The organism is Saccharomonospora glauca K62 (assembly GCF_000243395.2).
Taxonomy (GTDB): domain Bacteria; phylum Actinomycetota; class Actinomycetes; order Mycobacteriales; family Pseudonocardiaceae; genus Saccharomonospora; species Saccharomonospora glauca.
Genome location: NZ_CM001484.1, coordinates 3,917,175 through 3,931,786 on the forward strand (window position 1 = coordinate 3,917,175; position 14,612 = coordinate 3,931,786).

16 protein-coding genes are annotated in these 14,612 nt (G+C 70.3%); 8 read left to right on the forward strand and 8 right to left on the reverse strand.

The features are described from left to right. Positions 1-6: 6 nt before the first annotated feature. A complete protein-coding gene (locus SACGLDRAFT_RS22120) occupies positions 7-573 on the forward strand; it encodes a DUF3558 domain-containing protein (RefSeq protein ID WP_083852968.1) in 567 nt (188 codons plus the stop codon). Positions 574-631: 58 nt separating this feature from the next. On the opposite strand, the gene SACGLDRAFT_RS18210 is transcribed toward SACGLDRAFT_RS22120, so the two are convergent. Continuing rightward, a complete protein-coding gene (locus SACGLDRAFT_RS18210) occupies positions 632-2,098 on the reverse strand; it encodes an NCS2 family permease (protein WP_005466411.1) in 1,467 nt (488 codons plus the stop codon). 102 nt (positions 2,099-2,200) lie between these two features. On the opposite strand from SACGLDRAFT_RS18210, the gene SACGLDRAFT_RS18215 reads away from it, so the two are divergent. Further along, complete coding sequence (locus SACGLDRAFT_RS18215) at positions 2,201-2,416, forward strand: DUF2530 domain-containing protein (protein WP_083852995.1); 216 nt, start codon at positions 2,201-2,203, stop codon at positions 2,414-2,416. A 37-nt stretch (positions 2,417-2,453) separates the two neighbouring features. On the opposite strand, the gene SACGLDRAFT_RS23130 is transcribed toward SACGLDRAFT_RS18215, so the two are convergent. The 3 genes from SACGLDRAFT_RS23130 to SACGLDRAFT_RS18225 are packed head-to-tail and all read right to left on the reverse strand — an operon-like array spanning position 2,454 to position 6,250. Beyond that, positions 2,454-3,149 (reverse strand): hypothetical protein, encoded by a 696-nt coding sequence (locus SACGLDRAFT_RS23130; RefSeq protein WP_408640252.1) that lies wholly within the window; start codon positions 3,147-3,149, stop codon positions 2,454-2,456. After that, positions 3,119-5,299, reverse strand: coding sequence for a sacsin N-terminal ATP-binding-like domain-containing protein (locus SACGLDRAFT_RS18220; protein WP_408640253.1), 2,181 nt, complete (start codon positions 5,297-5,299; stop codon positions 3,119-3,121). The genes SACGLDRAFT_RS23130 and SACGLDRAFT_RS18220 overlap by 31 nt, the downstream gene beginning before the upstream one ends. 12 nt (positions 5,300-5,311) lie before the next feature. After that, positions 5,312-6,250, reverse strand: coding sequence for a DUF3027 domain-containing protein (locus SACGLDRAFT_RS18225; RefSeq protein ID WP_005466414.1), 939 nt, complete (start codon positions 6,248-6,250; stop codon positions 5,312-5,314). A 73-nt stretch (positions 6,251-6,323) separates the two neighbouring features. On the opposite strand from SACGLDRAFT_RS18225, the gene SACGLDRAFT_RS18230 reads away from it, so the two are divergent. From SACGLDRAFT_RS18230 to SACGLDRAFT_RS18240, 3 genes are read left to right on the forward strand one after another with little or no spacing between them, the layout of a single operon-like run. Further along, the gene (locus tag SACGLDRAFT_RS18230; RefSeq protein ID WP_005466415.1) at positions 6,324-7,148 is read left to right on the forward strand and encodes a glutaminyl-peptide cyclotransferase; all 825 of its coding nucleotides are present in this window, start codon (positions 6,324-6,326) and stop codon (positions 7,146-7,148) included. Between the two features lie 38 nt (positions 7,149-7,186). Then, entirely contained in the window at positions 7,187-8,932 is a 1,746-nt protein-coding gene (locus tag SACGLDRAFT_RS18235; protein WP_005466416.1) for an MFS transporter, read from the forward strand. 9 nt (positions 8,933-8,941) lie between these two features. After that, positions 8,942-9,436, forward strand: coding sequence for a DUF2771 family protein (locus tag SACGLDRAFT_RS18240; RefSeq protein WP_005466417.1), 495 nt, complete (start codon positions 8,942-8,944; stop codon positions 9,434-9,436). Between the two features lie 10 nt (positions 9,437-9,446). On the opposite strand, the gene SACGLDRAFT_RS18245 is transcribed toward SACGLDRAFT_RS18240, so the two are convergent. The 3 genes from SACGLDRAFT_RS18245 to SACGLDRAFT_RS18255 form a co-directional block, all read right to left on the reverse strand. Further along, on the reverse strand, positions 9,447-10,637 hold the full coding sequence (locus SACGLDRAFT_RS18245) for a globin domain-containing protein (RefSeq protein WP_005441382.1): 1,191 nt from the start codon (positions 10,635-10,637) through the stop codon (positions 9,447-9,449). Between the two features lie 12 nt (positions 10,638-10,649). Beyond that, on the reverse strand, positions 10,650-11,096 hold the full coding sequence (locus tag SACGLDRAFT_RS18250) for an RrF2 family transcriptional regulator (protein ID WP_005441398.1): 447 nt from the start codon (positions 11,094-11,096) through the stop codon (positions 10,650-10,652). Between the two features lie 137 nt (positions 11,097-11,233). Continuing rightward, positions 11,234-11,620: a cold-shock protein gene (locus tag SACGLDRAFT_RS18255; RefSeq protein WP_005466419.1), complete on the reverse strand. Its 387-nt coding sequence runs from the start codon at positions 11,618-11,620 to the stop codon at positions 11,234-11,236. 370 nt (positions 11,621-11,990) lie between these two features. Between SACGLDRAFT_RS18255 and SACGLDRAFT_RS18260 the strand changes: the two genes are divergently transcribed. Continuing rightward, positions 11,991-12,224, forward strand: coding sequence for a hypothetical protein (locus SACGLDRAFT_RS18260; RefSeq protein WP_040919269.1), 234 nt, complete (start codon positions 11,991-11,993; stop codon positions 12,222-12,224). Here the strand turns inward: SACGLDRAFT_RS18260 and SACGLDRAFT_RS18265 are convergent. Continuing rightward, positions 12,190-12,837, reverse strand: coding sequence for an HAD family hydrolase (locus SACGLDRAFT_RS18265; RefSeq protein WP_040919271.1), 648 nt, complete (start codon positions 12,835-12,837; stop codon positions 12,190-12,192). The genes SACGLDRAFT_RS18260 and SACGLDRAFT_RS18265 overlap by 35 nt on opposite strands. A gap of 83 nt (positions 12,838-12,920) precedes the next feature. On the opposite strand from SACGLDRAFT_RS18265, the gene SACGLDRAFT_RS18270 reads away from it, so the two are divergent. Further along, positions 12,921-13,580, forward strand: a complete 660-nt coding sequence (locus SACGLDRAFT_RS18270) for a TetR family transcriptional regulator (RefSeq protein WP_005466423.1) — start codon at positions 12,921-12,923, stop codon at positions 13,578-13,580. Beyond that, a complete protein-coding gene (locus tag SACGLDRAFT_RS18275) occupies positions 13,552-14,520 on the forward strand; it encodes a R2-like ligand-binding oxidase (protein WP_005466424.1) in 969 nt (322 codons plus the stop codon). Before SACGLDRAFT_RS18270 ends, SACGLDRAFT_RS18275 begins: the two co-directional genes overlap by 29 nt. The last annotated feature ends 92 nt before the right edge of the window (positions 14,521-14,612 follow it).

Sequence of the window (14,612 nt, forward strand, 5' to 3'; positions counted from 1 at the left end):
GAACGAATGCTTCGACCGCGCCTTGCGCTCGTGTCAGTGGGCCTTCTGTTGAGCCTCACCGCATGTTCGGACGAGACCACGGGGCAACCGAGCACTCAGGCGAATGTTCCGAGCTCCAGCGCGGAGACGGCGCCATCCGGTAAATCCGGAGAAGCCTTGAGCCTCTCGCTCGACCCTTGCGAACTGCTCTCCCCCGATGATCTCGCTGAACTCGGGGCCTTCGAAGGCCCCGAGAAGCTGCAGATGCCGGACTCGCGTACCTGCCGGTGGCAGTTACCTCCGAGCATGGAGAACGACTTCAACGGAATCGTCGTCGATCTCGACATCCGGGATCAACAGACCGTGGAGTCGATGAACCCGGTCGGCGGCGGAGAAGTGACGACGTCGGAAGTCAACTCACGCCCCACCGCTGTGGCCCCGGACCCTTCGGGAACGAACTGCACGGTCGGCATGAAGATCGACGACGTCTCTCGGATCGACGTCGGAATTGTGGGCCCACGCGGCCAAAGCTGCGACATCGCCACCACGGTCGCCTACATCGTCGAGCCCCGGCTGCCCGCGTTGCCGTCGTGACCTTCCCTCGGCCCGCTCGGCGCCGGTCTCCCACCGACGCCGAGCGGGCCGGAGTCGCTCAGCCGATCACCTGCTGGATCGGCTCGATCGCGAAATAGACGACGAACGCCGCGGACGTGACCCACATGAGCGGGTGCACCTGACGCGCCTTGCCCGTGACGGTCTGGATGAGCACGTAGCTGATGAAGCCCGCGCCGATGCCGTTGGAGATCGAGTACGTGAACGGCATGACCACGATCGTCAGGAACGCGGGCAGCGCCACGGAGAAGTCCTTGAAGTCGATCTCCGCGATCTGCCGCACCATCATCGCCCCGACCACGACCAGGGCGGCCGCGGCGGCTTCGATCGGCACCGCCTGGTACAGCGGGGTGAAGAACATGGCGGCGAGGAACAGCAGACCGGTGACGACGTTCGCCAGCCCCGTACGCGCACCCTCACCGATACCCGAGGCCGACTCCACGAAGATGGTGTTGGAGCTGGCCGAGGCCGCGCCACCCGCGATGGCGCTCGCCGAGTCGATGAACAACCCCTTGCCGACGTTGGGCAGCCGCCCCTTCTCGTCCACCAAACGCGCCTCGTGGCCGAGCCCGGTCATCGTGCCGATCGTGTCGAAGAAGTCGGTGAGCACGAGGGTGAACACCAGCAAGGCCGCGGTGATCGCGGGCACCTGGACCCACGCGTCGAAGTTGAAGGCCCCCACCAGCGAGAGATCGGGAAGGTCGAAGACCGAGTCGGGCAACGCCGGGTAGCCGAGGTTCCACCCCTTCGGGTCGACGCCCTGGGAGGGACCGGCCTTGACGATGGCCTCGATGACGATGGACAGCACCGTGCCGCCGAGGACGCCGATCAGGATCGCACCCTTGACGCCCTTGGCGACGAGCACGCCCATGAGGATGAGCGTCACCACGAAGACGAAGGTGGGCCACGACGCGATCGAACCGTCGATACCGAGCTGCACCGGCACCGTGGTGCCCGCCGCGTCCGGCACACGACGCACGAATCCCGCGTCCACCAGACCGACCAGGGCGATGAACAGGCCGATGCCCACGGCGATGCTCGCCTTGAGGTGTTGGGGCACGGCGTTGAACACCATGGTGCGTACCCCGGTGACCACCAGGAGCATGACCACGATGCCGTTGACGACCACCAGCCCCATGGCGGCGGGCCACGTCATCTGCGGGGCGATGGACACCGCCACCAGGGTGTTGATACCGAGGCCCGCCGCGATCGCGAAGGGATAGTTCGCGACGATCCCCATGAGAATGGTCATCACGCCCGCGACGAGAGCCGTCACGGCGGTGACCTGATCGACCGGCAGGATCGCCCCGGTCGCGTCCTTGGCGGCGCCGGGGTCGTCGGCCGAGTAACTGCCGAGGATGAGCGGGTTCAGGACGATGATGTACCCCATCGTCACGAACGTGACCAGACCACCGCGGACCTCACGGCCGACTGTGGACCCTCGCTCGCTGATCCGGAAGAACCGGTCGAGCCTCGACCGCTGCTGCTGCGCGGTCACATCTGACATCGCTCACCTGCCTCGCGTCGTCACGGCAGCGGTAGCCTGTCCCGCGTGGACGAACCGAACAACCCACCGGAGACCGCAGGACGGCTTCGTCCTACGCCTGAACTGCCGACATCGGTGGTCAGCCTCTGGATTCCCGTGATCGCCGGCACCATCCTCTGGCTGGTCGCCTTCGTCGTGCTGCTGATCTGCGGTGTCCGCGGCGTGTGGCTGTGGACGACCCTGGCGGGAGGCGGGCTCGGCCTGGTGGGCATGGGAATCATGGTGTGGCAGCGAGCCGCGTCCCGCAGAGGGTCGCGCTTTGCCCAACGCAACCTTTAGCACAGTCACCGCCCGTGCACTCCGCCGGACCACATCGTCACCCCAGCACAGCGCGGGGGTCGGGATCGTCGAGGAGTCGCTCCACCGACACTCTGTCGGCCCACCGGTTCGCGGCCCACGCGAAAGCCCGCGCCAACCCCTCCGGTGAGTCGGCGGCATGCAGGGCACCCGAGTCGTCACACCACCACGGCACCGGGGTGCCCACGACGGTCAGCTCCTCGTGAATCAGCACGCCACCAGCGGGAAGGCTGATTCCCAGCAGGTCGGCCACCTCCCCGATCGCGGGCAGTTCCGCCCACTCGGCGAAGCTCGGTTCGCCTTCCTTCTCGTCGACGGTGGCGGTGGTCTCCTCGCTGGCGAGCGGGAGATCGAGAACGTCGGCGAGCGCCGGCGCGTCGGCGAAATCGGCGGCCGCGACGAGCCGCTCGGCGGGCCAGATCGCGAGGAACCAGGGGGCATCGAGCACCACGGTGTCAGCAGCGTCACACACCGAGCCCGCGAGTGTGCGCACGCGCTCCGGCGGTTCCACGTCCTCGGGCGGGAGCGCCGAGAGGGCGCTGTGGACGCGCAGGACGACCCCGGTGGGCACGCGCCGTTCCGGGTCGCCGAGCCGCTCGCACAGCAGCTCCGCGTCCTCGGCGGCGTGGTCGGGGTCCAAGGCGAGTTCGCCGCGAACCCCCGTCAGGGCGAGCAGGTCCTCGCTCAGCCCCACCTCGGGTACCGGATCGAACAAACCGGACAACTCGGTGGCCGATCGAACAAACCGGACAACTCGGTGGCCGACGGCAGCCGCCACCACCTCGGCGCCCGCCCGGCCAGCAACGCGTTCGCCGACAACCAGTCGCGTAGCCGTCGGTCCCGCGCGGTCAGCACGCGCCAGGTGTCCGGCTGCTTCGCGAGCAGCCGCACCGCGTGGGGCCACGCGTCGTCGGCCACGAGATCCAAGTCGGGCACGGGCGGGAGGTCGGGATCGACCTCGGTGTCGACGGCGCCATCGTCGGGTGCGGTGAAGGTGTCGCGCACCCCGCAGGCCAACAGCGTCTCGCGCCCCCAGCGGCGGGCCGTGTCGGCGGCCACCACATCCAGCGGGGCGTCGTCCCCGACGGCCTCGGGGTCCAGCACCTCACGAAGCGCGGCGTCCGGCAGCAGCAACTCGTCGGCGCGGCGCCAGCCGGTCTCCGTCGGCAGCGCGAGGGCCCCGAGTCCGGGCGCGCCACCCGTCCTCGACACCCACGTCAGCACCGCGTCCACCAGCGGCCTCACGTCGAGCCCGGCCAGCGCGTCCTCGACGCTGCGGGCGACGGCATCGGTCACGGCGGGAGTGCGCAGCAGTTCCGCGGGCCCGGCACTCGTCGCCCCGAGCCGCCGCAACAGGGGATGCACCGCCCGCGGATGGACGACGTGCAGACCCGGAATGTCGAGCGCGGCGAGATCGCCCACCGTGTCCTCGGCCAGGAGCACCCCACGGGCGCCGGGCAGGGTGCGGCCGTCGGCCAGTGGCACCGGCATCGCGCCGAGCTCGTCGAGTTCCACCTCGGCTCGATCGACGGCCGCGAGCAACTCGTCGTACAGCTCCCGCCACCACTCCGGGGGCCGACCCACCCCGCTCACCGCGTCCACGAGTTCGGCCACCCCGAGGCCGCGAGCCCCGGTAACCGTCGCGGTTCGCACTACCTCCCGCCCACACAGTGGTGCCGCGACCAGTCCCGGCACCACGTCGGCCACCAGTTCCACCAGACGCGGCGCGGCGACGTCGAGGATCCGGGCCCGTCGCCCCGGCAGCAGTCCCGACGACGCCGACGGCAACCACCCCTCGTCGGCCAGGCGTTCGGTCAGCAACTCACGCAGCAGCCCGTCGACGTCCGAGACGGGAAACCGAGGGGACGGCACGAGCGCGAGACGGTGTTCGGCGGGCAACGACCGAATCAGCCCCGGATAGGCGTCGGCCGCCGCCCGCAACGCTCGCCGGACGTCGGGCGCGTCGGCGGACGCGAGCACCCGGCGCCGCGACGGCTCCATCGGCACCGCCGTGCTGAGCAACCGCGCCGGCAGGGACAGCCGTTCGTCGGTGGGCGTCGGGGTGTGGAGGACGTCCTCCTCCAGCGGGAGCGGCCGACCGTCGTCGGTGACCGGTACCGCCCAGACGCATCCGGAGCCCCGGTGGGTCAACCAGCGTGTGTGGCGGCCGTCGGGAGCGGTGAGAACCACCTCGGCGCCGTCGGTGCGCCGCACCCAGCGTCGCCCTTCGACCTCGATCTCGGCCAACCACGGCAGCACCAGCAGGACGTCCGCGACCTCGGTCTCGATGCGCTCCACCACGTCGCTCGCGCCGTCCCGCAGCGGCAGGCGCACCTCGGTGTCGAAGCCGTCCGGCACCGCGGGCTCGTCGTCGGTCAGCGGCCAGGGCAGCCGCAGCACCGGCACCTCGTCGGCGTTCCACACCTCGCGCGTGCGGGCCTCGGAGAACGCCACTCCCCCGGTGCGCGAGACGATCCGCGGTTCGCTCGTGACCGCGAGGACGGCGGCGAACCCGACTCCGAACCGGCCCACCGTGTCGGGAGAACTCTCGGGGTCCTTGCCCGACGCCCGCAGCGAGGCGAGCGCCGCGACACCGCGCTGGTCGAGCGGGGCGCCCGTGTTCGCCACCCGCAACTCGCCGTCGACCACTCGCACGCGCAGCCTGCCGGGCTCCCCGAGGGCGGCGGCCGCGTCGGCCGCGTTCTGCGCGAGTTCGACGAACACCCGGTCGCGGTAGGCGCCGACACGCAGGTCGCGTTCGGCGTGGGTGTCCTCGGTGAACCGGGTCGGCGAGTCACGCCACGACCGCAGTACCGCTTCCCTGAGCTCGTCGGTGGACAGCGAGTCTTCCGGTGGCCTTCCCACTCGGGCTTCCGCTCAGGCGTTCGGGTTCGACTCGGTGTCGGTCCGCTTCGTGGCCGACTCGGTGGTCTCGTCGGGGGTCTCGGACGTGGCCGTCTCGGCGGATTCCTCGGAGGGGACCGACTCCTCGGTCCCGGTGGTGGGCGACTCGGTGGTCTCGGAGTTCGCCTCGGCCTCGGTGTCGCTTGCCGGGTCCGTGGTCGGCTCCACGTCCAGCAACGAGTCGTCGTACACGAGTTCCGCCACCGGCACCGACGAGCTGGTCTCGATCTCCACCTCGGAATGCGCGCCGCACCCGAACTCGGCGTGCACCACGTGCCCGTCGGCGGGCGAGATCTCGTTGCCGCACACGCCGAACGCGGCCCTCAACGACCCGGCGAGCTGGAGGTAGAAGCCGCACGTGCCGCACGTGGCGGGCGCGCTGCGCGCCATGTCGGAGCGGGGCCCGAACTCCCCGCGATGCCAGCGCGTGGCGGCCTCCTGCCGACCGAGCCGCGACATCACCCGGACGCGCCCCAGGCCGATCTCACGCATGACCTCCTCGGCCTCGGGGTCGTCGAGCGTCGCGTACGTGGGGCTCAGCCGCGGGTCGTCGGGCTGCGTGGGAAAGATGTCCCCCACACCGAGGTCGCCGGGACGCACCCTCCGGGCCCACGGCACCCACCTCGGTGCCACGATCGCGTCGGGCCCCGGCGTGAGCACGACCTCGCTGATCGTGACGGGCGCCTCCTCGTCGGCGGTGGCCACCGTCACCGACCAGCGCCAGCCTCGATAGCCGGGCAACGTCGAGTCGAACAGATGGGTGACCGCGAAGGCGTCCTCGGCCACGGCACCGACGTACTCGCCCACGTTGCCGTCGCCCGCGTCCTCCACCGCTGCCTCGCGCGCCGGCTCCACCGCATCGAGCAGTTTCCTGCGGATCGTGCCGTCGTCGTGCGTGAGCAGCAGCGTCATGATTCCAATTGTGCAGCACCGAGCCACTACACCGAAGCGGTGGGTTCGTGCCAGGGTGGTGCCCGTGCGTCGAATGACCAGTCGGATGATCAGGGTCGGAGCGACGGTGCTCGCCGCGTTGACCGCGGTGTGCGCGTGTACGCAGGGGCGCGCGCCCGCCCCGGAACGACCGGGGAACAGCGGTCCGGCCGCCGCCCCGGAGGAGTGGACGGTCGAGGTCCTCGACGTGCTGCCGCACGACCCGGAGGCGTTCACCCAGGGACTGGAGGTCGTCGGTGACACGCTGTACGAGGGCACGGGCCTCGTGGGCGAGTCCACCGTCCGCAAGGGCCCCATCGGGGGCGACCCGACCGTCACGGTGTCGCTGCCCGAACCGTTGTTCGGCGAAGGCATCACCGTGATCGGCTCTCGCCTCTGGCAGCTCACGTGGCGCGACGGTGTCGCCATCGAACGCGACAGCGACACGCTGGCGGAACTCCGCCGTGTCGACTACGACGGCGAGGGCTGGGGGCTGTGTCACCAGAGCGAGCCCGACCGGCTGGTCATGAGCGACGGCACGGCCACCCTCACGTTCCGCGATCCCGACGACTTCTCCGTGCTCGGCACCGTCGAGGTCACCGACAGCGGGACCCCGGTGTCCCAGCTCAACGAGTTGGAGTGCGTCGACGACGTCGTGTACGCCAACGTCTGGCACACCGACGACATCCTCCGTATCGACCCGGAGAGGGGGGCCGTCACCGCGCGCATCGACGCCTCCGGACTCCTCACCCCGGAGGAGGCGGCCGAGGCCGACGTCCTCAACGGCATCGCGGCGCTGGAGGAGCCGGACCGTTTCCTCGTCACGGGGAAACTGTGGCCGAAGATGTTCGCAGTGAGGTTCGTCCCGACGAGTCGATGACCCGCACGAACCCGCGTCGAGTGCGGCAGGATTGGTCTATGCGTTCCGGTCGTAGGGGTAGGCGGAAGTGGACGCCCGAACCACGGGCGAGCCGACCGTCGTCCGGCCCTACCTGGGTGCGGCGACCCCAATCGCCGCCCGCGACCGGGTCCCCTCCCCCATCGGACACCATTCCGACCGCCGACGAGGCACCGACCGGCGCGGTACCGGTACAGCCACCGTCGCCTCCCCGCGGAGCGCGGCTCTACCCCGGCCCCGCCGCACCGCCCCCACCGTGGCGATCCCGCCGCCCGGAGCCCCCGTACGAGCACTACGACACCGGCGGCTACCCACCGGGCCAGCCTCGGGAGGCGTTCGGAAACGAGCAGCCCACCACGAAGCACGGGTTCGAGGCGACCGAGAACGTTCGCCGGATGCCCAAGAAACTCACCGTCACACGCGTGGCGGCGCTTCGTGGTCGGGAGCTCTCCGGCCAGGCGATCGCGGCCTTCCGCAGGGCCACCACGGCCGATGGGGCCGACAAATCGGGCCTCACCTCGCTGACCTACGCGGTGATGCTGAACTACGCGAGCGACGCCGCGATGGCAGTGGCACTCGCCAACACGTTGTTCTTCGCGGCCAGCAGCGGGGAGAGCCGCGGCAAGGTGGCGCTGTATCTGTTGATCACCATCGCGCCGTTCGCCCTCGTCGCGCCGGTGATCGGACCGGCCCTCGACCGCATCCAGCGCGGCCGCAGGCTCGCCATGTGTGTCGCCTCGGCGGGCCAGGCGCTGATGTGCGTCCTCATGGCGCTGAACTTCGAAAGCTGGGTGCTCTACCCCGCCGCGCTCGGCAAGATGGTGCTGTCGAAGTCGTTCATGGTGCTCAAGGCCGCCGTCACGCCACGAGTGCTGCCGCCCGAGATCACGCTGTCGAAGACCAACGCCAGACTCGCCGTGTTCGGCCTCGCGGCCGGAGGCGTGTTCGGTGCGGTCGCCAGCGGACTGAACTGGGCGTTCGGTTCGGCCGGGGCCTTGTGGTTCACCGCGCTCATCTGTGCCGTCGGCGCCGTTCAGGCCATGCGCATCCCGGCGTGGGTCGAGGTCACCGAGGGCGAGGTGCCGGCCTCCCTGACCGGCGAGCTGCCCATGCGGAAGGCGAAGAAGCAGCGCCGCCCGATGGCCCGGCAGGTCATGGTGGCGTTGTGGGGCAACGGCTCCATCCGGGTGCTCACCGGGTTCCTCATGATGTTCGCCGCGTTCGCGGTGAAGGCCTCCACCGAGGACAGCGGGCAGAGCGCGTTCGTGCAGCTGCTGCTGCTCGGCGTCATCGGGGCCGCCGCGGGAGTCGGCGGGTTCCTCGGCAACGCCCTGGGCTCGCGCATGCAGTTCGGCAAACCCGACCAGGTGGTGCTGGCGTGCCTGGCGAGCGTGCTGGCCTCCACCGTGGTCGCCACGGTCGTGGCGGGCATCGCCACCGCCGCACTCGTCGGACTCGTGGGGTCCACCGCCAGCGCGCTCGCGAAGAACAGCCTCGACGCCGTCATCCAGCAGGACATGCCCGAGGAATCGCGCGCGTCGGCGTTCGGCCGCTCCGAGACCGTGTTGCAGCTCGCGTGGGTGTTCGGTGGCGCGGTGGGTCTGCTGCTGCCGCCCACCTACTGGATCGGCTTCCTCGTGGTGTCCGTGCTGCTCGCGATCGGGCTCACACAGACCTGGCTGGTGCGAGGTGGCTCGTCGTTGATCCCCGCCCTGCGCTCCCGCTCGGCCGGACCCGCTCCGGAACCGACGCGGGGCGACTCGTAGTCTCGCCCCATGCGACGTTCAGTAGTAGCGCTGACGGCCGCCGGGGCGGCCGTGCTGACCGGCTGTTCCGCTCCGCACCCTCCCGAGGTGACCTTCTACGCCGACGGCGACAGCGTGCAGGCGCTACCGCTGAGCTACTGCGACGCGCTGCTGACGGCCTGCGACACCGACGGCGAACCCGTCACGCTGGACGCCCGCCCCGGTCAGCCCGTGCAGATCTCCGTTCCCGCCGAGATCGCCGAGACGCCATGGCTGGTGATCGTGCAGTCCGCCGCCCCCGACGGCACCTTGCTGCCGATGCAGCAGGAGGTGTTCACCGACGGCACCCGGCACGCCCACACCGTGGTGCCGGAGACGCCCGAGCATCAGCCGCTCGTGGTGGAGGTCCAGCAGCTCGGCGCCGCCTACGCCGTGGACGAGAACGACCAGCCGATCATGGACGAGCAGGGGTCGCCGCAGCTCGTCGTGCGCGGTGTCTGGTCGCTCCAGATCGACCCGGACTGACGCGACGGACTCACCCGTCGCCGGTGAGCATCCCCGCGCCGAACACTTCGGTGAAGATGCGCTCGGCGGGCACCCCGCGCCTGCGCAATCCTGCCCTCACCGACGCCATGAACGGGAGCGGGCCGCACAGGTACACCAGCGCGTTCTCCGGGAGCGGGATCTCGTCGACGTTCAGCAACCCCGGCCGTGCGTCGCCGGTCGCGCCCTGCTCGTACCAGCTCAACTGCTCGAAAGAGCGCAGCTGCGCGCCCGCGTGCGCGACGTCGTCGTGCAGTGCGTGCCGCTCGGGCGAGCGGTCGGCGTGGACCGCGACGACCTCGCGGAACGGCTGGGTCCGCCCGATGTGGTCCAGCATGCCCGCCATCGGTGTCACTCCGATACCAGCGCTGACGAGTACCACCGGGTCGTCACCCTGGTCCAGCACCACGTCTCCGGCCACCGGTCCGACCTGCAGGATGTCGTCTGCCGCCACTCGGTCGCACAGATGGTTGGACACACGGCCGTCGGGAGCGCCGTCAGCGCCCCGCACCCGGCGGACGGTGATCCGCAACGAACCCCGGCCCGGGCCCTGAGAAAGCGAGTACTGCCGGGGCTGACGACGCCCGTCCGGCAGCGTCACCGCGACGGAGACGTACTGGCCCGGCCGGAACGCCGGCACCGGGCCACCGTCGTCGGGCACCAGCGTGAACGAGACCGTGTCCTCGGCCTCAGCGACCCGCTTCGCCACCCGCCAGTCCCGCCAGGGCGACGTCGACTCGACCTCACCGCGTTGGTACAGCTGCGCTTCCGCGGCGATCAGGTGGCAGGCGCACAGCCAGTACACCTCGTCCCACGCCGCGCGCACCTCGTCGGTCACCGCGTCACCCAGTACCTTGGCGACCGCGCCGAGCAGGTACCTCCCCACGATCGTGTACTGCGCGGGCTGCACCCCGAGCGACACGTGCTTGTGCGCGACGCGCTCCGCGATGGGCGTGAAGTCCGCCTGCCGCTCGCCCACCAGGTACTCGGCGAACGCCACGACCGCCGCCGCGAGCGCGCGCTGCTGGTCGCCGTTGGCCTGGTTGCCGAGGTTGAACAGGTCGAGCAGTTCCGGGTGTCCGGCGAACAGGTCGGAGTAGAACTGCGTCGTGATCTCGGGCCCGTGGTCTCGAACGACCGGCAGCGTGGCCCGGACGATCTCGGCTGACTTGGCCGACAGCATGGCGTCCTCCTCTCAGCGTGCCCCGGTGTCCCCGGAGCTCCATCCGATGCTGAGCAGCACCGGCCCGGCGTCGTCCGCCACGAGGTCCGCCAGTGACACCTCGTCGAGGCTGCGCAGGAACGCGTCGTGGGCCCGGCGGAAGGCGGAGCGCAGCTGGCACTGGCCACGCAGCGGACAGGGTGGGTCGTCGCACTGCACGACCTCGTCGTCGGCTTCGAGCCGCCGCACGACGGTGCCCACCCCGACTCGCCGGGCGCCCGGTTCCAGCTCCACCCCTCCTCCACGGCCCCGGGCAGTGGCGAGCAGCCCCAGGCGCTGGAGCCGCTGCACCACCTTCGCCAGGTGGTGCCGGGGCACGGACAGCGCCGCGGCCAGCTCGTCGACCGTCCGGCGACCGTCCTTGGCGGCCGTGTACATCAACACCCTGAGCGCGATGTCCGTGGACCGGTTGAGCTGCACGCCGGGACGCTAACCCCGAAACCGGATTCCGCCGTACTCGTTTGTGATTAACGACTCCCCGAGTCCGCTTTACATCACAAAAAGGGCGGGCACCCGCGTGCCCGCCCTTGTCGACGATCAGGTGTGCGCCCCCGCGATCACGGGTCGAGGTCGCGCGCGACCGCCCGCATCACCTCGGCGATGCGCTTGGTGTTCCTGCGCTCGGGGTACCGACCCCGGCGCAGGTCGGGCTGCACCTTCATCTCCAGCAGCTTGATCATGTCCTCGATGAGGCCGTGGAGTTCCTCCGCCGGGCGCCGCCGGGCCTCAGCCACCGAAGGCGGCGGGTCGAGCAACCGAACGGACAGGGCCTGCGGGCCGCGTCTGCCGTCGGCGACACCGAACTCCAGCCGCTGACCGGCCTTCAGCGCCTCGACACCCTTCGGCAGCGCAGACTTACGAACATAGACGTCCTTGCCTCCGTCCTGTGTGACGAAGCCGAACCCCTTGTCCGCGTCGTACCATTTGACCTTGCCGGTCGGCACTGCCTCTCACCGTTCCTTCGCTCTCCTGCAACGGACCCTGCAACTCGCACGGCCCCGCACGACGAACGCGCCCCAGGCGTACCCAGGACGCGCACTCCTTCAGGGTATCGCGCCGCACCCTCGACGGCGAGGGTGATTGTCCGGTTCGACCCGGCACCGTGGCCGTCGATGTTCACGGCAAGCGTCGGCCACCGACGACACCGCGCACGACGACCCTCCCGGGCCGACGCGCCTCTCGACTTCCACAAAGGACTCCTCAAGTGCCGAGTTCCCGCAGGCTGCCCTCTTTCGATCGCGACGCAGGTCACGCTCCGACGGATGGGTCACACACGCCGAGGCACGGCATCGGGGCCGCCTCTAAGATGACCTCATGGAAACCGCTGTTCCGAACAAGAACTCGACTGCCACGCGGAAGCCGTGGCTGATGCGGATCGGCATCGGTCTCTTCGCGCTCGGGATGCTCGCAGTCGTCGCGGTGTTCCTGCTCTTCGCGGCCGGCTACTCGGAACTGCCGGTCTGGTTGTCCGCCGCCGCCGGAGTGGTGACCCCACTCGGGTTGGGACTGGGACTCATCTCGCTGGTCCGCGAGCACCGTCGCGCCTGAACCCGACGTCGCGGTGCTCGGCGAGCCACGCTGGGAACTCCGTCAGCGAGTCGAGCACCACGTGCGCTCCCGCGTCGAGCAGTTGCGCACGATCGCACGGTCCGGTGGTGACGCCGACCGCGACCGCCCCGGCCGCCAGTGCGCCCCGGACGTCGCCCACGTGATCGCCGACGAACACGTGGGCGTCGTGTCGCGTGAGCGCCGCCGCTTTCTCCGTCGACCACAGCTCGCCCACGAGCGTGTCGACCGTCCAGCCCAGGGCCTGCACGTGCAGGTCGGCGTTGCGCGCGTACTTCCCGGTCACGACGAGTGATCGGGCACCGACCCGGCGGACCGCCTCCAGCGCCTCCGCCGCCCCCGGCAACGCCACCGTGCGCGGGATGACGATCTCCGGGTAGATCTGCCGGAACCGGGCCACGAGCGCGGGAATGCGTTCGACCGGAGCACCGAAGTCGCGCAGGACGTGGTCGAGTGGCGGCCCGAGATTCGCGGCGAAGTGCTCACCGTCGAACGGGAAGCCGGACTCGTCCGCGAGCGCGTTCATGGCCTCGACCATGCCCGGCCGAGGGTCGATCAGTGTCATGTCGAGGTCGAACCCCACGCAGGTGCCCACGGGCCCACGGTAGCTTCGCTCGACAGCGAGGGAAGACCCGTCCAGCCGATTGACACTGCAGCCCATTCTGTCAAGATCGAGCTGTGGCGCAGATCACGAACCATGCGGATCGAGTTCGGGCATCGCTACGCGAACAGCTTCTCGACGCCACCACCGAGTTGTTGACCGAGAGCGGGTATGCCGGGCTGCGTATGGCGGACGTCGCGGCGGCGGTGGGCGTGAGCCGACAGACCGTCTACAACGAGTTCGGCAACAAGGCCGCACTCGTCCAGGCCGTGGTGCTGCGCATCCTCGGCGAGGTCACCGAGGGCATCCGACATCGGCTCGACGAGGCCGGCGACGTCCTCACCGGCGTCCACGCCGCCACCGTCTACACCGTCGAGCACGCGCGCAGGAACCGGTTGGTGGCCGCCGTCATGGGCGCACGCCCGGCCGAGGACCTGCTTCCCCTGATCACCACACGCGGGCAGCCCGTGCTGCACGCCGCCACCGATCTCGCCGAGGCGTACCTGCGGGAACAACTCCCCGACCTCGCCGATCCCCGGTTCGTCGCCACCACCATGGCCCGACTCACCCTCAGCCACCTCGTGCTGCCGCACGGCTCCGCCACCGACGCGGCCGACCACGTCCGAACCGTGGTGGCTGCCCTCCTCCGCCCCGACACGACGTTCCCTCCGAGCATCTCGACAGCACGCGACCGAAGGGACAGAAACCATGACCGCGACACCGGCCGAGCACCGTGACGGTTTCCAGTCGCTGCGCCGCGGCGGACTGAACTGGGACTCGTTCCCACTGCGCCTGTTCGTCAAGGGCAACCGCAAGTTCTGGAACCCGGCCGACATCGACTTCGGCGCCGACGCGGCCGACTGGCAGTCCCTGACCGACGACCAACGCCGCTCGGCCACCTACCTGTGCGCGCAGTTCGTGGCGGGCGAGGAAGCCGTCACCGAGGACATCCAGCCGTTCATGAAGGCGATGGCCGCCGAGGGCAGGTTGGGCGACGAGATGTACCTGACGCAGTTCTGCTTCGAGGAGGCCAAGCACACCGAGGTGTTCCGGCGGTGGATGGACGCGGTCGGCCTCACCGACGACCTGCACTCCTTCGTCGCCGAGAACCCGCATTACCGCGCGCTGTTCTACGAGGAGCTGCCCGCCTCCCTCGGCGTCCTCGCCGAGGACCCGAGCCCACGCAACCAGGTCCGCGCGAGCGTCACCTACCACCACGTGATCGAGGGCTCCCTCGCGCTGACCGGGTACTACGCCTGGCAGAAGGTCTGCACCACCTACGGCATCCTGCCCGGCATGCAGCAGCTCGTGCGGTACATCTCCGACGACGAGCGCAGGCACATGGCGTGGGGCACGTTCACGTGCCGACGGCACGTGGCCGCCGACGACTCGCTGTGGGAGGTCGTACAGCAGCGCATGGGTGAACTCCTCCCGCACGCCGTCGGCATGATCCAGTGGGTCGACGAGCAGTTCGACACCCCGCGGTTCGGCTTCGACAACGACGAGTTCGTGCAGTACGCGGCCGACCGCGCGCAGCGCCGCCTCGGCGCGATCGAGTCGGCGCGCGGCGCGAACGTCGCCGAGATCGACATCGACCACTCCCCCGAACAACTGGAGGAGGCCTTCGGCCGGGAGGACGAGAAGGCTCTCGCCGAGGCATCCGAGCACGCGTCCTGAACGCACGACCGGGAAAGCCCGCGCCCCGTACGGCGAGTTCGCCGTCGTGCTCCCACGCGGTACGGGGTGCCGGCTACCGCGCTGCTCCCCTC